General features: G+C 66.6%; 17 protein-coding genes and 1 other annotated feature. Of the genes, 4 read left to right on the top strand and 13 right to left on the bottom strand.

What is annotated here, in order from left to right:
* Positions 1 to 259 precede the first annotated feature (259 nt).
* Complete coding sequence (locus tag FYX01_RS13415) at positions 260 to 1,471, bottom strand: PP2C family protein-serine/threonine phosphatase (RefSeq protein ID WP_150241129.1); 1,212 nt, start codon at positions 1,469 to 1,471, stop codon at positions 260 to 262.
* 279 nt (positions 1,472 to 1,750) lie between these two features.
* Complete coding sequence (locus FYX01_RS13420) at positions 1,751 to 2,353, bottom strand: TetR/AcrR family transcriptional regulator (RefSeq protein WP_190394309.1); 603 nt, start codon at positions 2,351 to 2,353, stop codon at positions 1,751 to 1,753.
* A gap of 117 nt (positions 2,354 to 2,470) precedes the next feature.
* Here FYX01_RS13420 and FYX01_RS13425 point away from each other — a divergent pair, with 117 nt between their 5' ends.
* Both FYX01_RS13425 and FYX01_RS13430 read left to right on the top strand, forming a co-directional pair.
* Positions 2,471 to 2,815, top strand: a complete 345-nt coding sequence (locus tag FYX01_RS13425; protein WP_150241131.1) for a rhodanese-like domain-containing protein — start codon at positions 2,471 to 2,473, stop codon at positions 2,813 to 2,815.
* Positions 2,816 to 3,418: 603 nt separating this feature from the next.
* The gene (locus FYX01_RS13430; RefSeq protein ID WP_150241133.1) at positions 3,419 to 3,832 is read left to right on the top strand and encodes a hypothetical protein; all 414 of its coding nucleotides are present in this window, start codon (positions 3,419 to 3,421) and stop codon (positions 3,830 to 3,832) included.
* 413 nt (positions 3,833 to 4,245) lie between these two features.
* Here FYX01_RS13430 and FYX01_RS13435 read toward each other — a convergent pair whose 3' ends face one another.
* Positions 4,246 to 6,111 carry a DUF2075 domain-containing protein gene (locus FYX01_RS13435; RefSeq protein WP_150241135.1) on the bottom strand — a complete coding sequence of 622 codons (1,866 nt, stop codon included), beginning with the start codon at positions 6,109 to 6,111 and terminating at the stop codon, positions 4,246 to 4,248.
* Between the two features lie 277 nt (positions 6,112 to 6,388).
* Here FYX01_RS13435 and FYX01_RS13440 point away from each other — a divergent pair, with 277 nt between their 5' ends.
* Positions 6,389 to 7,351 carry a hypothetical protein gene (locus FYX01_RS13440; RefSeq protein WP_150241137.1) on the top strand — a complete coding sequence of 321 codons (963 nt, stop codon included), beginning with the start codon at positions 6,389 to 6,391 and terminating at the stop codon, positions 7,349 to 7,351.
* Positions 7,351 to 9,240 (top strand): DNA/RNA helicase domain-containing protein, encoded by a 1,890-nt coding sequence (locus tag FYX01_RS13445; RefSeq protein WP_150241139.1) that lies wholly within the window; start codon positions 7,351 to 7,353, stop codon positions 9,238 to 9,240. Before FYX01_RS13440 ends, FYX01_RS13445 begins: the two co-directional genes overlap by 1 nt.
* Before the next feature lie 419 nt (positions 9,241 to 9,659).
* Here FYX01_RS13445 and FYX01_RS26160 read toward each other — a convergent pair whose 3' ends face one another.
* From FYX01_RS26160 to FYX01_RS13495, 10 genes are all read right to left on the bottom strand, one after another.
* Positions 9,660 to 11,132 (bottom strand): hypothetical protein, encoded by a 1,473-nt coding sequence (locus tag FYX01_RS26160; RefSeq protein ID WP_190394310.1) that lies wholly within the window; start codon positions 11,130 to 11,132, stop codon positions 9,660 to 9,662.
* An 84-nt stretch (positions 11,133 to 11,216) separates the two neighbouring features.
* Positions 11,217 to 11,924, bottom strand: coding sequence for a DNA/RNA helicase domain-containing protein (locus FYX01_RS27250; RefSeq protein WP_394350464.1), 708 nt, complete (start codon positions 11,922 to 11,924; stop codon positions 11,217 to 11,219).
* A gap of 38 nt (positions 11,925 to 11,962) precedes the next feature.
* Positions 11,963 to 12,280 carry an IS3 family transposase gene (locus FYX01_RS13460; protein ID WP_150241141.1) on the bottom strand — a complete coding sequence of 106 codons (318 nt, stop codon included), beginning with the start codon at positions 12,278 to 12,280 and terminating at the stop codon, positions 11,963 to 11,965.
* Complete coding sequence (locus FYX01_RS13465; RefSeq protein ID WP_223830439.1) at positions 12,216 to 13,286, bottom strand: IS110 family RNA-guided transposase; 1,071 nt, start codon at positions 13,284 to 13,286, stop codon at positions 12,216 to 12,218. Before FYX01_RS13465 ends, FYX01_RS13460 begins: the two co-directional genes overlap by 65 nt.
* A gap of 198 nt (positions 13,287 to 13,484) precedes the next feature.
* The gene (locus FYX01_RS13470) at positions 13,485 to 14,213 is read right to left on the bottom strand and encodes an IS3 family transposase (RefSeq protein ID WP_223830455.1); all 729 of its coding nucleotides are present in this window, start codon (positions 14,211 to 14,213) and stop codon (positions 13,485 to 13,487) included.
* Positions 14,151 to 14,264: a sequence feature (AL1L pseudoknot), on the bottom strand. Its footprint overlaps the gene before it by 63 nt.
* Entirely contained in the window at positions 14,222 to 14,551 is a 330-nt protein-coding gene (locus FYX01_RS13475; protein ID WP_150241145.1) for a transposase, read from the bottom strand. It overlaps the preceding feature by 43 nt.
* A 24-nt stretch (positions 14,552 to 14,575) precedes the next feature.
* On the bottom strand, positions 14,576 to 14,809 hold the full coding sequence (locus tag FYX01_RS13480) for a hypothetical protein (protein WP_223830440.1): 234 nt from the start codon (positions 14,807 to 14,809) through the stop codon (positions 14,576 to 14,578).
* A gap of 428 nt (positions 14,810 to 15,237) precedes the next feature.
* Entirely contained in the window at positions 15,238 to 16,350 is a 1,113-nt protein-coding gene (locus tag FYX01_RS13485; protein ID WP_150241147.1) for a DEAD/DEAH box helicase, read from the bottom strand.
* 2 nt (positions 16,351 to 16,352) lie between these two features.
* Complete coding sequence (gene drmB, locus FYX01_RS13490; RefSeq protein WP_223830441.1) at positions 16,353 to 18,239, bottom strand: DUF1998 domain-containing protein; 1,887 nt, start codon at positions 18,237 to 18,239, stop codon at positions 16,353 to 16,355.
* The gene (locus FYX01_RS13495) at positions 18,206 to 21,331 is read right to left on the bottom strand and encodes a helicase-related protein (protein ID WP_223830442.1); all 3,126 of its coding nucleotides are present in this window, start codon (positions 21,329 to 21,331) and stop codon (positions 18,206 to 18,208) included. The genes drmB and FYX01_RS13495 overlap by 34 nt, the downstream gene beginning before the upstream one ends.
* Positions 21,332 to 21,735: the final 404 nt, after the last annotated feature.

Consider the following 21,735-nt stretch of genomic DNA (forward strand, 5'->3'; position numbering starts at 1 on the left):
GCGGACCGATCCACCGCCGCCACGAACGAGGCGCGGAACACGGCCGGTACCGTCGAAACACCCCCAGGCCCCGGTGAGGCGGATGTGGGGTACCGCGCGCCGACAGAGCGCGAGGACCTTCTCCGAGGAGCCCGCCCGACCGGAGGCGACGTGTCGTCCTGGCCGGGTGCGTCAGGGCGAAGGACACGGCCGCGAGGCCCGCCCGGGAGCAGCCCTGGTCTGCCACTGCGGACTCACCGAACGGAATCTTCCATCAGACCTAAGTGGAGGGCTGGGGAGGATGCCATTCGGACAGGACGATGGTGGCGTCGTCGGTGAGCCGGTTCTGCTGGTAGCTCAGGATGGCGTGGACGAGGCGGCGCAGGGCCTCGGGAGCGGACTCCCCGGCCGCGAGGGCCCGCATGACGAATCCGGCGAAGCGCTCCTCTCCGAACAGCTCCCCGGTACGGGGAGAGCGGGCTTCGGTGACACCGTCGGTGTAGAGCAGGATGCGGTCGCCGGGTTCCAGGTGGCTCCGGTGGACCCGGCGTTCGGTGCCGGGGAAGTCGCGGCCCAGGCCCAGCGGAGGCTCGGGGGCACGCTCCAGCGCTCCGGGCACCGGTTCGTAGTCGCGCAGCAGCAGCGGTGCGGGGTGACCGCAGTTGATCCAGCTCAGCTGTCCGCTGACCAGGTCCAGACTGGAGAAGACTCCGGTGACGTAGCGGTCGGGAAAGACCTCGCTGACCCTGGTGTCGATGGTGTCGACGATCTCCTCCAGGTTCGCGCCGTTGCGGCGGGCGTTGCGGTAGGCGGCCAGGGCGACCGAGGCGGTCAGGCCGGAGACCAGGTCGTGACCCATGGCGTCCAGGATGACGGTGTACAGCGTGCTACTGCTCAGAGTGTGGTCGAAGGCGTCCCCGTGCAGGTCGTAGGCAGGCTCCAGAACCGCGCTGGAGGTGACCGAATGGCTGCCGACGGTACGCGGCGCAAGGAAGGTCCACACCATCTCGGCGGGCAGCCGCATCGGAGCGGTACGCTTCACGCGGGTGTAGGCGTCGCTGTAGAGGCCCTTGGTGATCACGAGCAGGGCGATCAGCGGCGACAGCGATCGGTAGAGCTCCAGGGCGGCGGTGTCCAGGACGGGGGCCTGCACGCTCAGCACGCCGACCCGTTCGATGCCGTCCAGCACCGGCAGCCACAACGTCAGGTCTCCGCTGTCGGAGGTGGCGATCCGGGGTGACATGGTGCGGTAGCACCAGCCCGCCAGGCTGGACTCGACCGCCACGGGCCGAGGCTGCTCGGTCCGCTCGTCGGGTAGCGCGATCAGGGTCTGCTGTTGGATATCGGCCAGGTACACGGTCAGCCTGGTGACTCCCAGGTCCTCGTAGTGCCGGCGCAGCAGCGCGGGTAGTTCGTCGGGGGCCATCCGGTGGCTCTCCTGCAGGATCCGGCCCAGCACCATGTCGCCCCGGCCGGTCGTCCCCTCGCTCATCCGTCCGTCCATCCGTCGTCCGTACGGGCACACACCTCATCCCTCCGCGCGGAGGGGCTCGGCCCAGGCCTAACCGTCTACTCATCCGCTCCCCGGGCACGTCACGGACCTTCTCCGTCGGGTCCGGACGCCGCCGGTCCACGTCGCTCCAGGGTTCCATCCACCGCACGCCCCACCACCCTGCCGCACCCGTCCTTTGCGAAAGTGTGGGCCGGGCGGGCACGGACACTGCCCCTGTGATCCGCCAGCGGCTCCTGGCCGACCGTCCGGGGCCCGCGCTCAGGGGGAGCAGGAGGGGTCGACCAGCGCGTCCACAGCCGAGGCGACGCCCGCGCGGATGCGGTCCCACCCCACGCCCTGGGCGAGCAGTTCGGTGTTGAGGTCCGCGGCGGCCATCCCCAGGAGCACGTGGGCGAGGTGGTCGGGGTCGGGCCGGTCCGCGCACAGCAGGGCCAGGTGCCGGTGCCAGAACACGTACGCACCGACGCGGAAGCGGGCTCCCGGCGAGGCCGTCTCCGACAGCCCGACCAGGTCCAGGTGATCGGCCAGGTACGTCAGGTAGGCGTCGAAGAAGGCCCGCGCCCGCTCGCGCGCGGGCGCTCCGGGGCCCAGGGGAGGGGCGCCGAAGACGACGGCCTCCTGGAGCTCGCGTTCGCGCTGGTCCAACAGCGCGGAGACCAGGCCGGACTTGTCGCCGAAGCGCCGGAACACGGTCCCCTTGCCGACTCCGGCCTCCTGCGCGACCGCGTCCACGGTCAGGGCCGCCACGCCGCCTTCGGCGAACAGCCGGTCGGCGGCCTCCAGGACCCGGGACCGGTTGCGGGCGGCGTCCGCGCGTTCCTGGGGAGCACGGCGCAGGACCTGCAGCAGTTCGTCGTTCACACCGTCACTCTACTAGACAAGCGGACTTTGGTCCGCTTATGCTCACGGATGTAAGCGGACTGCGGTCCGATTTTTTTCGCCGACAAAACCGGACCATGGTCCGGTCAGGAGAGTGGCATGACCACGTTGATCAGCCGTGACGACCTCAGGAAGCACATCGACGACGGGACCGTGACCGTCGTCGACGCCCTGGGCGGCATCTACTACGAGCAGCAGCACCTGCCCGGCGCCCTAGCGCTGACGGCCGACGAGGTCGCGGACCGGGCGGCGGAACTGCTCCCCGACAAGGACGCCCTCATCGCCGTGTACTGCTCCAATCCCGCCTGCGGCAACAGCCAGGCCGTCGCCACCGCCCTCGAAGGGCTCGGCTACACCCGGGTGCGCAAGTACCGCGAGGGCATCCAGGACTGGGTGGAGGCCGGTCTGCCCGTCGAGGCCGGGCAGCCCGCCGCCAGGGGCTGACCCCCGCCCGGGCCCCGCCGCGCCGGGGTCCGGGTGCTCTCCCCCTCGGGAGCTCTGAGCCAGCGACACGTCCTCCCCTCCACGGTGGTGCCGTTGGGGACGATGATGCGGTCGGGCGGAATTCGACGGCACTCCGCTGTCGTCGGCGCCTCGCCCAGGACGACGTGCTCGAACGGCTGCTCCCATCCGACCAGGACGTCGTCAGCGCGCACCGGAGTAGGAGGTGCTCGCCCTCTTGGACCCGCCACTCAACCTCAGTCACATGCGCGGCACGAGGACCTGCTACCAGCTCGCACGCATTTTCTTCACTTGGAAGCAGTGGTGAACCCGCTATGGCTTCTGCCCAAAAGGCCGCTTGCATATATTAATGTCTTGATTTGTCACTTGTGTCCGCGATGGTTTCTGGCGTCGAATAATGCTGGCTGGATATCAGCCAGTTCTGCCAAGTGGGATGAGTGAAGTCCGCTGACCACCTCTTTTTTAAGAGCACTTCGATCTTCCCGGATCTCGCGCGGGTATGCTCTTCTTGCCTGTCCAGAAGGGGACAGAATCCACTCCTGATTCTCCTTGTGCAGCCAGAGACATCTCCTGAATGATCAGGGCATGGCTACGAAGAGCAAAGCAAAGGACACATGGCGCTATTGGGGTATCGGGGCTATCCTGTTCACCTTGTTCGGATGGCTGATTCCGGAAGTCGGACCGATGATGATCATGATCGGATCTGTCGTGTCCGTGCTCTACATCTTCTTCCAGATGCCGTTGCCGTGTGGTGCGTGGAACCGGGGAGACAAGGGACGGTGCCGGAACAACTCCTCCGGTCTCCTGCCCGGATGCCACCTCGAGGCGCACCGCTGGCAGAACGTGAAATGGATGCTGCGGACTGGCAAGTGGGCGGAACTCAGGGCGAAGGTCTTCGCCAGCTGGAAGAGGGCGCTTCCCGCGGTGGTCGCCGCGGCCACCATCGTCTCGGGGATGGCCGCGGTCGCCCAGCTCGCCGTGTCCGTGGTGGTCGCCTGAACACCTGGGGGCCGTGCTCACACCGGCTCCCGAACAGGCACCCTCAGTAGATCGGGTATCTGCGGAAGGCCGCGCTAGGAGCGGTCCTGTGCCGGACCTTCGGCCACACCGGAGGAGGACACCGAGGATTTCAGGATGCTCGGTGCGGCTGAGAGCGGTCCGGTCCTGGACGGGTAGGAGAAGCCAGCCGTCGGGGTCACCTCTTGCATGCTTCCGAGCGCCGTGAACTGACCGGAACGCTTTCGAGGCCGGTGACCCCAGGACTGAGTCGGTCCGGTGGGCCCCGGGCACGCGACCCGGAACCCATCAACATGCGGTTCGGAGTGGAACCCGGCACCCTCACCACCTCTCGGAGGCCTGCATCGCAGAACAGAGGGAGCGTAGACGACGACCCACCCGACCTGAGTATTCTCCTACCGTCCGACCAGGTGGGTCAGGAACTCCTGGGTTTCCGGGTCCGTCGAGTACAGGACCGTGCCCCGCATCCCACGAGTGAGCAGCACCTTGTACGTGTTGCGGATCAGCGCCTCGGCCTCGGCGTCGGTGGTCTTCTTCCCCAGGGCGGGATCCCTGTTGGCCATGTGGTCCACCACCAGTCGGCCGTCACGGAAGACTAGATCCGGTCCCAGGATGACTCCCGACCAGTCGTACTCGAAGCCCTGGGCCGTGTACACGCACCCCACCTGGTCGAAGCCGCCCTCCTCCGTCGCCCACAGAGCGCTCGGGGGCACACCCGGAAGCCAGCGGTCCAGTCGGCTGTTCCAGGGGCGGGCCCAGTCACCGATGCGGACGTCGTTCTCCAGGGGGCGGTCCTTCTCGGCCTTGCTCCAGGGCCAGCAGTATCCGGCGCTCAGTCGCGCGGTGTAGCCCTGCTCCAGTGTCGGACGCAGGAACTCCTCCATCTCCGTGGGGGAGGAGGCCGTGCTCAGGACGAAGTTCTCGTCGCCCTCCCAGGGGAGCGGCCCGCCGGGGGCGAGGCCGAGCAGGCGCAGGACCCACTGTTCGTACAGCGCGCTGCCACCGCACCGGAACTGCCCGTCCAGGTCGATCTGGTGAACCTGGTACTCCTTGTCCTTCGCGTGCTGGCGGATGGTCTCCATGGTGCCCATCTCGCCGGGCCGCACCACCTGATGCTCGTCCAGGAGGAAGACGGGGACCCTGGCCGCCGAGAGCAGCTCGTCCACCTGGGGCCTCCCGGTGCGCAGAGTGGCCTTCGTGTAGCGGTTGGCCGAGGTCTCGCGGATGCGGTGCGCCTCGTCGCAGATCAGTACCTCGAACTGGTTCGGCGAGGACGTCATGAAGCTGTTGAAGTACTTGAACAGCTCCTGCACCCGCGGGCTGCGCTTCCCCGCCACTTTGCGCATGGTCGTGGTGAAGGCCTTCGAGCCGGTCGCGTGCATGGTGCTGACCCCCTTGCGGGAGAGCTCGCCGAGCAGGGACAGGGCGATGACGCTCTTGCCGCTGCCGGGGCCGCCGCTGATGATGACGGCGGTCTTCCGGTCCTCCTCGTGGGCCCGTTCCACCGCGTGCATGACCATGCGGAACGCGGTGTGCTGTTCGTCCAGCAGGGTGAACTGGGTCCGTTCCTTGACCTCGGCCGCCGCGACCTTCATCAACTGGCGGCTGGGACGTACCTTCCCTCCCAGAAGGCGGTCCGCGGCCTCGGCACCCGGAAGCGGTGCGAGCCTGCTGCGAAGGAAGTCCAGGAACTCACCGCGCCGCTGGGCGGTGAAGAGCTGGCCGTTGCCGTCCTGCGGAAGGTCGAAGAGGTCGCGCACGGCCGGATCGTAGGCGTTGTGCAGGTAGGCGGCGCCTCGGATCTGCTTGTCGGGGTCGGTGACCGAGGAGACGAAGTCGCCGATGTAGGAGCAGTAGTTGCGCACCTGCAGGACGGGATGCAGCTTGGGGCCTCCGGGCTGGTGAGGGACCAGCACCATGGTCGGGTCCTCTTCCCACGACTCGGCCTCGCTCCACTGCTTGAGCTCGACGACCACGTAGCTGTGGTCGTTCGTCTCGGGATGGTGACCGGCGAGTACCACGTCCACACGCTTGTCGGACAGGGGCAGGCGATACTCCATCAGTACCTCGACGTCGCCCAGGCCCGCGTCGACCAGGTCGCCGGCCAGGGCGGGCAGGCTCCGGTTCCAGGAGCGAACCTCCGACGGGCTGGTAGAGCGTCCGGTCGAGAAGCGCATGTGCTCGGCGAGGAGCTCGCCGAGCTGCCCCTCGAGTTCGGAGAAGCGGGACAGGGACGCGGCGGATCGGCGAAAGGCCGTCAAAGACACTCCAGGGCAGCACGAAGGGGAACTCGTGCGGGTGGAGGCGTGTCCTCGGCGGAAGCCTGTCGGGCCGCAGGTCGTATCTGACCAGGCTAACGGCGTCATCGCCGACGGAAACGGTTCTCCACGAAACACGAGGTGGGACGCGGTGTTGTTCGGTACTGGCTCCGAACGTCGTGAGCAACTCGTACCATATGCCGACTTGCTGACATTTTGCCGTGATGCCAGATATGAGCGTTCTAGAGTTCGCGGGTCGTGCCCGCCAGAGGGGAGGACCGTGGCGACGGTTTTCGTGTACGTGGGTGAGAAGGGGCGGAAGAACCTCGACACCGGGATCCGTGAATCGGTATGGGGCTGGAAGCCCGGCGCTGTGGAGGGCAAGTCGCACCTGGAGGTACTCCAGTCCCTCCACGCGGGGGACTACCTCGTCCTGGGCTATCTGGGCCTGGGAAGGATCAAGGCGGAGCGGGCACAGGGACGCACGGTGTCCGAGCTGATCATCACCCGGCTCACCGGCGGTCTCTACGAGGCACACACCCCGGTCTGGGATGACGAAACGTATCCGTACCGATTGCCAATGGACGTGCTGGAGGTATGGAAGGACGTCGGCAGAACCGACATCGGCGACGACGCATGGGAAGCCCTACGGCGCTCCGCGACCAACAGCTGCACCGCCACACCTCCCGCGAACGAGGACTCCTTCATGGAGAAGGTCCTGGCCAAGGTCCTGGGGGAATGGCAGCAGGAACTCGTCCAGGCCGGAAAGCCGGCGGACGCCTCCGGTGATGCCGACGACCCCGCGGACATCGCGGCACTCGACCTGCCACCGGTGACCGACCGTCTGGCCTATGTCCGCGCTCGCACGGAGCAGAAGGCACTGCGCCGCAGAAAACTCGCAGGGAGGAACGAAGTTCCCTGCGACCTCTGTCAGCTCCTGCTGCCCAAGCGGCTCGTGCACACCGCTCACATCAAGCGGCGCAGTGTGACCTCCCGTCAAGAGCGCGGAGACCTCAGCAACGTCATGTTCGCCTGCGTGCTCGGCTGCGACTCGCTCTTCGAACACGGCTACGTCTACGTCGACGCGGATGGGGCGATCCGTCCCGCGGCCCAGTCCGAGGACTCCGCCGACCTCACCGTCGCCGTCGGGCGCCTCGGTGCCACGTGCACCGCACACACCGACGCGAGCGCCGACTACTTCGCCTGGCACCGGTACAACATCGCCCACGTGGAAGAGAGCTGATGCCCGAAACCGCCCCCACCACCTCCCTGCTGCACATCCACGCCGCCACGGTCAGTGACACACTCAGTGAGCTGGACCGTCCCGGTTTCTTCGAGGAGTGCCGGGAGCGCTATCGTGCGGCGGGCTTCGGGGAACCGAGCACCGCGGAGTTCCGTAGCTGGCGCATGAGTTGGAAGCCGCTTGTCGAAGCGCTGGCCAAGGCCGGCCTCGGAGACCTGTGGCTGTACCTGGAGTGCAGCGCGGCAGACGGCGCGAGCCGCTTCGACGCGCTCCTTCTCGGTAAGCGGAGTGACACGCGGTTGGTCGCCGCCGTGGTGGAGCTGAAGCAGTGGACCGATGTGAAGGTGCTGAGCAAGTACCTGGTCCGCCTTCGGTTCCCGGACGGATCGACTGACGAAGCGCTCAACCCGGTCGCCCAGGTCGGAGGCTATGTCCACTTCCTTCGTCGGCGCTTCAGCCACGACTCCTTCGATCTGGAGTCCAGGGGCGTGGTGTTCCTGCACAACGCCACCGCGCAGCAAGTCAGCGATTTGACCACGGATCCGGACGCGGAATTCCCCATCGTCAGCGGGCAGGAAGCCGATGAGAGTCCGGGCGGCGTAGAACTGGCCCGACTCCTGCGGGTTGTCGGGATCAGCGCGCCAGCGCCCAGCGACGTCGAAGCGTTCGAGGCCGCCGACTGGTCGATCAACCAGAGCCTTCTGGACAAGCTGTCCGACACTCTGAGGAACAACACCAGGTTCGCTCTCGTCGGTGGCCAGCAGAAGGCTTATGTGGCCGTACGGCATGCAGTGGAGACGGCTCTGCAACAACGTCAACGGCAAGTCGTCCTGGTGAAGGGCGGTCCTGGCAGTGGCAAGACCGTGCTGGCGGTCCAGTTGCTGGCGTTCTTCCTCAGCAGAGGGACCAAACCGCGCTACATCACTCCTTCGGGCACCCTCGTCAAGCAACTGCGCAGCGAGTCCGGAGACATTTTGTACCACGACTACTTCCAACTTCCCGGGTCGGTCGTGAAGGACTCCCTGATCGTCCTCTTCGACGAGGTACACCGACTCAAACGGGCAGGAGGTGGATTCGCCAGGCACTTGGGAACGCATTTCAGGAACGTGCCGGTCGTGGTCGCTTTCCTCGACGAGCGGCAGATCGTCCGCCCGGACGAGGGTGTCACCGAGAAGGAGGTCCTCGCAGCGGCGCGGGCCGAAGGCGCACGTGTGGTCACCTACGACCTGGCCGGAAACTTTCGGTGTAGCGGTTCGCGTTCGTTCGCCACGTGGGTGGACGATCTGCTCTACGGAGTGCCGAGACGTTGGGAGGGACCTGACTACGATCTGGGGGTGGCGGAGAATCCCTCCGAGTTGGAGCTCTGGCTCGAAGACTGCCTGAGCCGCCGACGCGTTCCCAGGATCAGCGCGGGATTCTGCTGGCCGTGGAAGAAGGTCAAGGTGAAGCCGCCGCTTCCCGAGGTTCGCATCGAATGGCGCCATGGCCAGAACGGAAGTCCTCAGGTCTGGAAACGGCCTTGGAACCTCAATTTCGTGCTTCGGGACGATCATGGTGAGGAGATCGCTCCCGAAAGCCAGATGTGGGCGACCCAGTCCGGTGGCGAGAACCAGATCGGATGTGTCTACACCGCACAGGGCCTGGAGTACGACGACGCCGGCGTCATCCTTGGCCCGGACTTCGTGTGGCGCGACGATCGCTGGCAGGCAGATCCGGGACACAGCGAGGACTGGGTCATGCGGGACACGACCCGGGAACAGTACCTGACCTACGCACGGAACATCTACCGCGTGCTCATGACACGCGGGATGGGTTCGTGCCGGTTGTATTCCACGGACGAGGAGACCCAGGAGTTTCTGACATCGCTCATGCCGAAAGCCCGCGCGTGACCTCCTGAGACCGGTGGGCGGCCCCGGCCGCCCACCGGCCCGCCTGTGGATGACCACGCCGAGGGAGCACGTTCTCTGCCACCATCGGTGGAATGGACTTGGGCCTTCAACCCCGGCACGTGGGCGCACTGGTTGGATCCGCGGGCGCGCGGACCGTTGACCTGTGCGTGCTCGGTGTCCCGGTCACGGCCGTCTACCGTCCCGTGCAGGAGCAGTACGCGCTGCGCGCCGGAGGCAGGGCCCTCGGCCCACGACTGGGGGTCTACCAGGTGCTTCAGGCACTGCCGTTGGGGGAGTGGGTTCCGGTCGACACCCTGACCGACCGTGAGCAGGACATCTTCCCCTCCGTTCCCGCCTGGACGCGCAGACGTAGGAACCGTCGGGTGCTTCGGCTCGCTGACGTACCGGTGCGACTGGATCTACTCGTCACCCAGGGCGGGGATTGGCGTGCCGCACTCGGCCGAAGCTGTGCGTTGGGCGCCGTAGCCCCACGCATGGCGTTGTCTCGTGTTCCCTCCGGGGAGACCGACCACGCCCGTCTGGAGGCTGATTACCACGGTGTGGGGCTCGCCGATATCCGGAGTGAGGACATGCGGGTCCTGGTGCCTCCGGGCACCGAGATCCGGGAGCCCGTCGCGCCGCTGCACTGGCAACTCGCTGAGCGGGTCTTCGCACGGGTACGCCAGGAGCGAGGGCACGCGACCGGGTCCACGGGGTCGAATGCGTCGGGCCGTGTGGTCAGTCGCTGAGTCCGGCCCAGAATCGTAGGTGTTTTGGCTCCTTGAAGACCTTCGTGTACTCGGAAACCCCTCTGTGGTGCCAGCTGAACTCGTTGACCGCGTTCTTGCAGAGTCGCTGCCAATGGCCACGAGCCCTTTCGGGGTGGGCTCTGCACTGATATCCGCCCACAACCGGGACCACATGGCCATGTTGTGCGCATGCGTGTTCCTGATGTCGGCCGGGTCGACAAAGCTGGTGGGCGTTCGGCCTCCCGACGAGCGGTGGTGGTCGTCCGCCCATCGGGAACAGGCGGAGCACGTGCACTCCCGGGCTTTCTCATCCAGATAGCGCGCGAGGGTGGAGCCGCGGAAGTAGTCCAGCAGGGGCTCGTACAGCACGTTGGGACTGGAGTCCGAGGCGTTCCCACCTCCCCTCCTGCTCCGAGGGACGGTGTGTCGAACGCTGGAGGAGTCGCCGATCGCCGCGAACGCCGCTCCGTGGACCATCACGTCCACCGCCGCAAGGTCGGTGCGCACCAGGGCCGTCTCCGGGCAGTGCGAGATGATCTCGCGCAGCTTCCCGGCCCTGCCAGCGTGTTCCACGGGGTTGCCGTTGTACCCCAGGATGAGCGCCTTGGGCGGACGGGCTTCGCGGAGCAGGGAGACGAGCAGGTCCCGTCGCTCGTCGAGCCACCGCACGTCAACGGGGATGGCCAGGACCAGCGCGGGGTCATTGGTCGTGTTCACCCGCGCCACCGCTGTGCGCAGCGCGGCCTCACCAGTCGGATCGCAGTTGAGGTACCGGGTCGAGGTCAGCCTGAGGTGTCGGGGAGCCACGCGCGGTGAACCCGGGCGCGGCGCGGGGATCTCGAACAGCGGGGGAGGATCCTCATCGTAGAAGGGGCGTTCGGGGGTGGCGTAGTGCTCCTCGTAGGAGGAGGGGTCCACGAGGGTGGGGCACTCGGTGTTGATGCTCCTGGTGAACCACTCCTGGTTGGCGAGGGCCCTCTTACCGGAGAAGACCACACCACTGATGCTGTGCGACACCTGGCGCAGTGGTGCTTTGGTGATGTCCTTGACGTGTAGCAGTATCCGGCCGCGTACCGCGGCCAGGGTGTCGATCGGGTCGGGGCTGACGGACGGGGACGGAATCTGCCCGGGGGGAGTGGGCACCGCTTCACCTCGTGGGTCCGTGTTGACGGTTACCCTCGGTTTCCTCGGTGGCGGCCACGCGCGCACGCCCGTGTCCGCTTCCGGTCACCGAACACGGACGAGGCGTGCGGCCTGGGAATACGCGTCGAACAGGGACAACTGCTCACCCGGCGGACGTCGGCGGGTGGCCGGGGAGTCCGCAGGCGCTTTGAGAGGCGGGACCAGCTCCTTCAGTACGCGCCTGGGTCTCCGGGGCCGCCGCGTAGACCACCGCCCCCGCAGGGCGCGGGTCAGCAGCACCTCGTAGCTGTGACGGATGTAGGGCGAGGCCTGCTCCTCGGTGAGGGACGTAGGCGGAACTCCCTGATCCTTGTTGGCACCGTTGCAGGTGATGAGGCGGCCGTTACGAATCCTTGCGTCCGGGCCGATGATGACGCCGGCCCAGTCGTACTCGAACCCCTGGGCCGTTTGGACGCACCCCACCTGACCGATGGCCTCGGTGACCCGGGGATGGGCGGTTTCGGGCGGAGGCGGTGCGCAACGAGCCTGCGCACGTGGTGGCCTGACGGGTGGAGGACTTTTCCGTCGACCGGGGCGGAAACGACCTCCTGCTGTACTTCTCCTGACCACGGCTGAAGAACCTTTCGGAGGAGCTCTTCTTCGCCGCTGCGGACACCCTTCCTCGCAGAGCGTCCTCGACCGCCGTCTCGGCGCATCGAGGGGACCTCGTTTTCTGCTTTGTGCGCTCCCTCCGGAGCGGATTCCTTGACAGCGGTGCGCGCCGATGGCTCGGCCGGTGTCCGGAGCGGCCACGCCTTTCGTGCGCCCGGCCGCACTGTCTCGTACCGGCTTTATTGGAGGCTCGGAACCAACGCTTCGCCTTCTGTTGACCCGGCCCGCTGCCCATAGAAGTTCTCCTCGAACTCCGCTGGCGGGACCAGGCCGATCTCGCCGTGCGACCGGCGGTGGTTGAACCAGTCCACGTACTCGGCCACCGCGATCTCGAGGTGGTCCAGGTTCCTCCAAGGCCCGCGGTTGCGGACCAGCTCGGCCTTGAACAACGAGTGGAACGCCTCGGCCAGGGCGTTGACGCTCCTATAGTTGTCAACTCCCGGTAAGAGCTGCTCGGGGTGCTGGGCGGAGTAGATGCCAGACCTCGCGGATGACATACCGCTTGAGGCACCGGATGATCTCGCGTTTGGTCTTGCCCTCGGTGGTGCGGCGGACGACGTAGTCGATCGTGGGCTGGTGGAACCGCATTCGGACGATGACGGTGCGGTAGATCGCGGCGTTGAGCCGACGGTGCCCGCCATGGTTGATGCGGTGACGCCCGCTCCTCATGCCGGAGCCGGTGGGCACCGGAGCGATCCCGGCGAGTTTGGCGAGGGCGGCTTCGGACTTGATGCGCTCAGGATTGTCACCGACCACCACGAGGATCTCGGCAGCGGTGTCCGTACCGATGCCGAACGACTCGACCAGCTGCGGAGCGGCACGGCGCACAAGAGCGCCGATCATCTCCGTGAGCTCCTTGGCCTCATTGTTCAGGTACTGCCACCGCCGGGCGAGCGTGCGCAGGGCGTAACGCAGGGCGTCCTCGGGGTCGTGCAGGTTTCGCGTGCGCAGACCGGCCAGGTGACGGGCCAGAGCCCTCTGGGTCTTGCCTGCGGTCTCAGCCCGCAGGACGTCGGGGGCGTGCACGAGCATGGCCTTCATGGTGATCATCGCGGAGGTGCGCTGCTCGACGGCCTGGTCGTGGGCGATCTTGAGCCGACGGATCATCTCGGCCTCGCCGTCGGCGCTCTTGGGGGTGGCGGTGGCGAATCCGGCCAGGACTGCGCGGGCCGCGTTCTCGGCGTCCAGGGTGTCGGACTTGCCGTTCATCCTGCGTAGCCGCCGGTCCGGACGGCCGGCTTCGACGACTTTGTGGCCGCGGCGGCGCAAAAAAGAGGCCAGGGTGGCGCCGTAGGAGCCGGTGCCCTCGATCCCGAACGCCAGAACCTGCCCGAATGAGGACGCCCAGTCAGAGAGCTGTTGGAATCCGCCGGTGTCGGTGGGGATGGTCAGCGTGGCCAGGATCCCGCCGATCGTGTCCATGACCGCGGCGACGTGCACGTGTTTGTGGGTGTCGACTCCGACCACGACGTGCCCGGACCTGGTCTGCTCGTTGCTGTTCACCGTGTTCGCTCCGCCCGGTCGTGTGAAGGACACGCTGTCGCCGGTGGGACGGACAGGACTGTCACGGGGACGCTTTGACGAGTCGGCTCCAGGCTCCTATGAGGTCACGCCCGCCCGGCGACAGCGCTTGCTGCGTGCCCGGCCGGACGGTCGACAGATCAACGCGAGGACACCCGCAGGGTCGGTCGTAAGCAAGAGTCAGACCGCCGCGGCCGGGACTACCCGATCCTTGCGGGATCCGGTGTAAGAAGACTGACAGTCGTAGGAATCGCCGGTGGACCCGACCGAGGCCACCGCCCCCGCCTCAAACAGGCGCTGGGTGTAGCGCACCGCGAGGTATTGCACGCCGCGGTCGGAGTGGTGGACCAGGCCGTCGATGCGCCGGCCCACGTGCTGGCGGTTCCACACCGCCATCTCCAGCGCGTCCAGCGCCAGATCGGTGCGCAGCGACTTCGACACCTGCCAGCCCACTACGCGGCGGGAGAACACATCGATCACGAACGCCGCGTAGACCCACCCGGCGAAGGTGCGGATGTAGGTGATGTCGGCGACCCACAACCGGTTGGGCGCATCCGCCGCGAAGGAGCGTTCCACCAGGTCCGGGCGGGTATCCGGAGCCGCACCCGGCACGGTGGTGCGCGGGCCCTTGCCGCGGGTGATGCCGCGCAGCCCCGCGCGTTTCATCAGCCGGTGGACGGTGCAGCGGGCCACACGGTGGCCCTGCCGATTCAACTCGGCGTGGACCTTGCGCACCCCGTAGACGCCGTAGTTGTCGGCGTGCACCGTGCGGATCTTGGCCGTGGTGGCCTCATCGGTGCGCGAGCGCAGCGACGGAGCCCGCGATTTGGCCGCGTAGTAGGTGGACGGGGCGATCTGCAGCACTTCGCAGATCGGCTCGACCCCGAACTCCTGCCGATGGACGTCGATATAGGCGACTACCTGGTGTGTGGGCGGTCGAGCTCCGCCGCAAAGAAAGCCGAGGCCGACTTCAGAATCGCGTTGGCCCGCTTCAGTTCGCGGTTCTCGCGTTCGAGTTCGGCCAGGCGCTGGGCCTGGTCGGTGGTGGTACCGGGCCGGTGGCCGGCGTCGACCTCGGCCTGGCTCACCCAGTTGCGCAGCGTTTCGCGGTTGATGCCCAATTGGTCGCTGACGCGGGCGATCGCTCCGGCTCGGGTGGCTGCGTGCTGCCGGGCTTCCACGGCCATCCGGATCGCTCGTTCGCGCAGTTCAGGCGGGTACTTCCTCGGTGCTGGCATGTCCCTCATCCTTCCCAGGGTTGAGAGCCTCCATCACACCCGGCACGAGACAGCCAGGTGCCGGTGCCAGAACACGTACGCACCGACGCGGAAGCGGGCTCCCGGCGAGGCCGTCTCCGACAGCCCGACCAGGTCCAGGTGATCGGCCAGGTACGTCAGGTAGGCGTCGAAGAAGGCCCGCGCCCGCTCGCGCGCGGGCGCTCCGGGGCCCAGCGGAGGGGCGCCGAAGACGACGGCCTCCTGGAGTTCGCGTTCGCGCTGGTCCAACAGCGCGGAGACCAGGCCGGACTTGTCGCCGAAGCGCCGGAACTCTGGCGACCGTGTGGAACGGGGAGATCACGAACACACGGTTCATGTCCTGGCCGATGCCCTGTATTTGCTTCAGCACACGCTTGAGCGTTGCCCCTCGTCAGGGGGCCAGCTCTCCTCACTGTGCCCGTCACGGTTGGGGACATAGATCCACAGGCTCTGGCACAGGCCGCATTCGGGCTGCTCAGGAGCGTCGTGCACTATCCCACTGGTAGGCGACACGATTGGACGCGCTGAACATCGGGTTGTCACAGCGGCGATGTACTACATGCAGCGGCGCGTTCGCCATCACGGTATGGCGGGACGCACCGGAGCTTCCATCACACCCAGCACGAAACAGATATCCGTGTCCCCAAACCGAACAGGTGCCCTGCCAGCGGAGCTTCTCACAACCTGCGCCGTAGGCAGCCTTCCGGAACCGGACGGAGGTGACCCGGTTCCTGGTCCCCCAGGTATCCAAGATGGAGGGATGCGCGCGCACGGGTGGTGAGCATGTAGTACATCGAGCGCAGCGTGGGATCAGTCGAATGGAGATTGTCCATGTGCGTGTCCGGAACGAACACCGAGTCGAACTCCAAACCCTTGGCGCTGGTCCTGGTCAGCAGAGACAGTCCGGTCCTGAAGGGATCCAGGGTTCGGTAACGGGGGTGCCCTGCCCCCACGTACACCTGGAAGGGCATTCCGATCCGGGCGAAGGCCGTCATGAGCTTCCGTTGGATGAATGAGCGGGCAACGATCATGCCTACGGTCTCCTCCGGGCGGGACCGCAGATATCCCCTCACCCGTGTGGCCAGATCGTTCCAGGAGCTGTAGTGGGTCAGGGTTGGAGAAGGCCCGTCACTGAGGGATCCGGTGGGTGTGTCCGTACCGGGATGGAAGTACGCGGCCAGTGCGGCCACCTGTCGGGTGTTGCGGTGGTTTCCGGTCAACGCGAGCACGTTGGCCTGCAACGCCTGTTGGATCTCGTCCAAGGTGCTGTTGGTGTCGGTGATGGTCTGGTTCTCGTCCGCGAGAACGGTGACCTGTGCCTTCATAAGCGCGCACAGCACGTAGAAGGTGGGCGGGAGGTCCTGGCCCTCATCGATCACCAGCGCTCCTGGAGAAGGGACCTCGTCCTGTCCGGCAAGCGATACCAGGGCACTGCTCCAGTCGATCTCCCATGGGGAGGAGGCGTCCTCCGGTGCAGGAAGGTCACTGCCAGTAACGGATCTGAACCACTGGCGCAGCCAGGAGTCGAAGGTCGCCACATTCACCTGTGGTGCGACTGACTCTACGAGCCTGGCCGCCTGCTGGCGCAGTACGTTGGACCGACTCAACAAGGTCACGGGGACTCCCGTGAGGGAGAGCATGGCCGCTCGGTAGACGGCCACGACGCTCTTGCCACTTCCCGCAGGTCCGTGGACGAGGTGGTTGCCCTCGAAATCCAAAAGTTTGAGCACCTCGTGCTGATGCGGGGATAGCTCCAGGTAAGTGGTGACCGGAGGGGTCTGCGTACCCATGTTCACTCCTCTCGCAGCGCGACCCGGGCGGCACGGTCCAGGGCCGACTCGACCACGGGCTGGAAGAAACCACGCACGCCCGCTCCTCCCACGAGGAGCACCCTGTCCAGGAGGGTGTTGCCAGTTTCGCAACTGGTCTCGGGGAGCAGAACACAGGCGTGGCAGGCAGCCCGGTTCAGGTTTCCGAACCCGCGTGCACCGTGCTCGGAGCACAACGGGTCGGTGGAGCACCAGGAACCTGTCTCCAACAGGCGCAGCACCGTTTCCGTAAGTGGGATGAGAGATCCCTGTGCGGCCAACCCGCCCAGGGTTCCCTCAGTGTCTCCAGCGGAGGTGTACACGAGCACACCCGCCTGGTGTCCACGGTCCCCAGGCCGGGCGTAGATCCGCTCACGCAGGGAGGCGATGCCGTAGCCGCTCTCGAAAGCCAGTTGGCGGATGAGCAGGTGGGCGAAGGTGTGGAGCATGGGCATTCGCGGTAGCAGCCGCTCGCCGGTCATCCCGCGCAGGCGGTCCTGTTGGAAGGCCCTGTCGAGGTCCTGGGAGAGGTCCTGCACACGTGCGCGCACACCAGGGTCGTTCTCCCACGCGGACAGCCGTTCCTCGTCGAAGGAGAGAAAGATCCCCTCTCCGAACACCTCCACCGCTGGGAGCCACGAAGGTCGAGGGCCGCCCGCAGCCGACACCATGGACTGGGACGACGGACTCACCCGGGAAAAACCCAGAAGCGTGCGGACCTCACGGAGGCGGTCGACCACAGTGACCGTGAACCGTGAACTGAGGTGCTCCTGTGTGTCGGTTCTTCGGGTCTCGGCCATCCAGGACAGAGGGCGTGTGACGAGGTGTTTCTCGTTGATCCGTGTGCGGCCGTTGAGTGCGTGCCACTCGTCCCAGCTCAGTTCCACCGCGGGGGAGGGGCTCTCTTTGGGATCGTTGGGTGCGGAATCCGTCTGTCCGGTCTCGTGCGCCATCAGAGCGAGGGCGTCCTCACGGTTCACATCGCTGACCTGGCACAGGGTGTCGATGAGGGTGTCACGTGTGCTTCCGTCCGAGGTGAGTACCGCTTGCCAGAGGTGGTTCTGTGCGTGGATGCGGTCCATGACCTCAAGGGCAACCGGTGGGGTTGGGTCCTCCACCGCGGGGATGTCCAGAGCCGAGAAGGTGACCGGATAGTAAAGGTTTCCGGCGTTCCGGGGGACCACCCAGGCCCGTTCCTGGCATGTGTTTTCCCGCGTATGGCGCTGCCACGGGTGTCGACCGGAGCAGGGGGTGCTTCTGGAGTGCAACAGGTTCAGCAGGTTTCGGTTCGCACCGCAGCCGCGGCAACGAACACTCAGAGCCTCCAAACCGGTGGACGCCTCGTCGACGAGGAACGACAGTTGCCCCTTCCCGCGCCGGCACGGTTCCTCGGACGTGCTCGGGCCGCTGTGTGCCCACCAGTACCAGTCCACATCGTCCATGTGCCCGCGCGAACAGATGCGGACAAAACGCATGGGGGCCAGAACAGGACCCCTGGGACAGGCCTGGCACCGGGGTGCCTTGTCCGGCTCCTCCTGGAACACTCCCCAGCGCACCATACGGCGGCAGGCACCACAGAACAGCCAGGCGGGGAAGCGCACGTACGGTACACCCGCGCTCCTGTCGTTGTCGAAGAAGTCGTTCTTGGCCGTGGGCGGGGCGAGGAAGCGTCCCACCCCGAGACGTCTGGCCAGCCGAGGTGACTCCACCGGAGAACAACTTGCCTGTGGCCACTGGGTGACGTCCGCCGCGACGAAGGCCTCCCCCTGTGTCTCCAGGATCGACCCGACCCCGAAGGGCACGATGGTCTGTGCCTGCCGCACCCGGAGTTTGCGGTTCACGACGAGGCCCCCTTCACGGAGATCTGGCATTCGAGGTCGACGGAACGGGCCGAGTGCAACGTCTGCCAGAGCCCTTTCCCGTTGCCGAAACCGGTCAGGAGATGGTGGCGGTTGCGGCCACTGCCGCTCCAGTACAGGGGGCTTCCGTCCGACTGCGCCGTGGCGGCTGCGTCCCTCCAGTCCGAGACGAGGTCCCGTAGATTCCTCTCCGTCTCCGAGAGCGCCTGTGGGTCGGACTTCTCGACCCAGGAGAGAATCCTGCGAGCTGCGTCCTCGACGATCTCGGGCCGGTCCAGGATTACGGAGGCCTGGTCGGGTGCGGTGGCACCGTGGCCGTGCCGTACCAGGATGGCGAGTGCCGCGTGTAGAGAGCGGGCGCGTGAGGGAATCGACCAGGGAGTCACGCTCGAGGGCTCCACGTGCCGGTACAGGGACCGGTGAAAGACACCGAAACTCTCGTAGTGGGAGCGGTCCCGTGGTTTGGTCGCGTTGAAGAAGGCCACCACGAGTCCGGGTACGTCGGAACGCCCCACACGGCTGGTGGCCTGGATATACTCCGCCGCGGCCTTGGGCTGCCCGAGCATGAGCATCAACGCCAACCTGCTCACGTCCACGCCGACGGAGAGCATGTTGGTGCAGGCCAGGAAGGACACGGCCGAGGACGAGGGCCACCTGCTCTCCAGCCGTGCGAGCACTCCGGGCTGGTCCCTGCGGTCCAGGTTACTGGTCAGCTCCTGCATCGCCGACTCCGGCAGGTCGCGGTGGGCTCCACCGTTGCCGGACATGCCCTTCAACTGGGCGGGGATGTCGTCTCGGGCGGCGCTCAGGGTACGCCCCAGTTCACGCAGGCTGTGGTGGTAGGCCACCAGAGTCCAGTAACTGTCCCTGTGCTCCTCGGGAAGTCCGCCGGCGGTGTGCAGCATCGTGGCCGCGGTGGCGACCGTCGCACGGCCGGCCGTGTGGCCCTGGGCCATCACTCCCACGTACAGACGGCCGGGGGCGCCGGGGTCGGGTTCGGCGAAGTGGGAGTATCGGGCGTCCAACCCCGTAGGGGGGAACAGTTGTACGTCGCGTCCGTACATCCGGCGGATCTGGTCCTCGGAACGGCGGATCGTCGCGGTGGACGCCACGATTTTGGGAGTCGTCCCGTCCCATCCGCACAGCTGGACCACGGCGGACTCGTAGGCGCCCACCGTGGTTCCCAGCGGTCCGGTCAGCAGATGGAGTTCGTCCTGCAGGATCAGGGACGGACGCAGTCGTTCCCGGCCTTCTGGGCGCTGGAAGCCGAACAGTCTCCCGGCGCGCGGCTCCCACGCCAGCCGGGCGAACTTGTCCACCGTGCCCAGGAGCAGGGTCGGGGGATGGTCGTACAGGTGGTCGTCGAGCACGCGGACGGGTAGCTCGCCGTGAAAGTGACAGCTCTCCCTGGGGCAGAAGAAGGCGAAGGAGCCGGGGGATGTGCGCAGTCCGTAGTCTCCGGGATCGGAGGACTTGCGTTCCGGGACGATTCGGGTTCCACACCACGGGCAGCGGTCCAGGACGAAGACGTCGTCAGGACGGGCCTCGTGCCGAAGGTCCTGTGCTTTTTCGTCCGCGTCCGAATAGCTGTTGGGGGTGGTCGCCATCCCCGTCCACAGACCGATGGAGAACGGTTCCCCACCCAGGTCGAGACCGGACACGACCCGTTTCTCGGGATGGGTTCGGAGAAACTCCAGAGCGCACACGCTCGTCGCGGCACGTTGGAACTGCTGGGTGGTCAGCAGGCTGAGTGTGTACCGGCTCAGAACAGTCGTACCGCCGCCCCGGGCCCCGTGCCGTAGTCGTCGCAGCAGTATCTCGAAGCAGGAGAGGAGCAGGTAGGCCTCGGTCTTGCCCCCTCCGGTCGGGAACCAGATCACGTCCGCGGTCTCCCGGTCAGGATGGTCCGTGTCGATCAGTCCGGCCACCGTGAGCAGGAAGAATCCGAGCTGGAAGGGGCGCCAGGCATAGTCCTCCGCGGGGGAGGCTGAAGGGGGTAGGGGGTCCGTCCGGTGCCGCTGCTCTCCGGCCAGGTCCGACTCGCTGTGCCGCATCTGCAGGGCCATGGCCTGGTTGGCCAGACGGAAGGCTGCCAGGGCTTGAAGGTCGGCGCACAGGTCTCGGGACCCCGTTTCCATACGCTCCACGGCACAGCGTATCCGGGAGAGGACACGTTCGGCTGCCCCCTTGGCCCACTCCGGCAGGTGTCCGGCCTGGTGCACCTGGTCCTCGTACCATTCCCTGTAGTGGCCGACGAAGCCGAGGAGCTCCTCTTCCACCGCGTCCGGTTCCGTTCCCGCTGAGGCCAGCCACAGCAACCGCAACGCGCGCGAGCCGTTTCCACCACTGTGTTTGACCTTGGGCACCTCCTCCGTCGGCATCACCTCGGTGCGGATCCGGACGGGAGGCCCCTCGCCTGGCTCCCGCTCTTCCCATTCCTCCTGGACCGCGCATCCGTGCCCCACGCTGTGGGTGCGCACGTGACGGTATTGCAGCCGCAACTCCTCCTCTTCGGGGTCGCTGCTGTTCAAGCGCACACCGGGGTACTCGAGAAGGGTTCCGCCCAGCGGTTCGACGGTCAGCTCCGACTGGAAGAGCATGTGGTCCCAGTCCGTACGAACGGACTGCCCTTTGTTTTCGGAGGACGGATCGCGGACACTGGCGTTGACCAGGGAGACGGTGACGAGCCGTGCCCCGGCATAGGGCCGCCAGCGCACGTGGACGATGGCGCGCCCGTCCCACAGGGAGCGTTCGTTCTGGTCCTGTTCCAGTTCGACCGTCACCTCGTTCAGGGGGTTCCGTGTCCAGTACCGCCCTTTCTCGGAGCGGTTGGTCGTGTAGTGGGCGGCCCGGCAGGTGATGCGCAGAGTCGTTGCGTCTGTGAACAGGGACAGGCCGAGAGCGGAAGGCAGCCACCTGTTGGCGTCGTCGACCGGGTCCTCGGCGGAGGCCGACTCCTCGCCGGGGGCACTCTCCTCGGAGTAGGGGTCCTCGGTCAGGGCCTCGGTGACGTGCGAACGCAGGTTCATCTCCTGCGGGTACAGCGTGCCCATCAGGTAGTGCCGATCGGGAGGATCGGTCAGGACTTCTCTGGGGCCTTGCAAGGGGCCGACGAGATGGAGGCGTAGATCCCGGGTGAGCTCTGCCCGGATCCGCCGACGGTCAGGTGATCTGTCCGGGTCTTTGGACAATGTCATTCTCTGTCACCTTGGCTTGCTGTGCGCAGTTGTTCCTCTGGTGTTCGCGAAGGCCTACATTATGTCAGTGTCTGGTGTCATTCTTGGTATATGAAGGAAAAAGGTGGCAGGAAAGTCCCAGGCGGGGGCTTCTCCGGCGGTCGGATCGAGGGGCTGGCGTCGGGACTGCTGGGAAGTATGAAGAATGGGGTCCTCGAGCGTCGAGTCTTCGAACGCGAGTGCGATAAAGCTGGTGTTCCACCTGGATTCAGGAGGCGTGTGGCTTCGCTTCTCGAGGAAAGGGGAATTCGGATCGTCGCCCAAGGTGACGT

Source organism: Nocardiopsis quinghaiensis (genome assembly GCF_008638365.1).
Taxonomy (GTDB): domain Bacteria; phylum Actinomycetota; class Actinomycetes; order Streptosporangiales; family Streptosporangiaceae; genus Nocardiopsis; species Nocardiopsis quinghaiensis.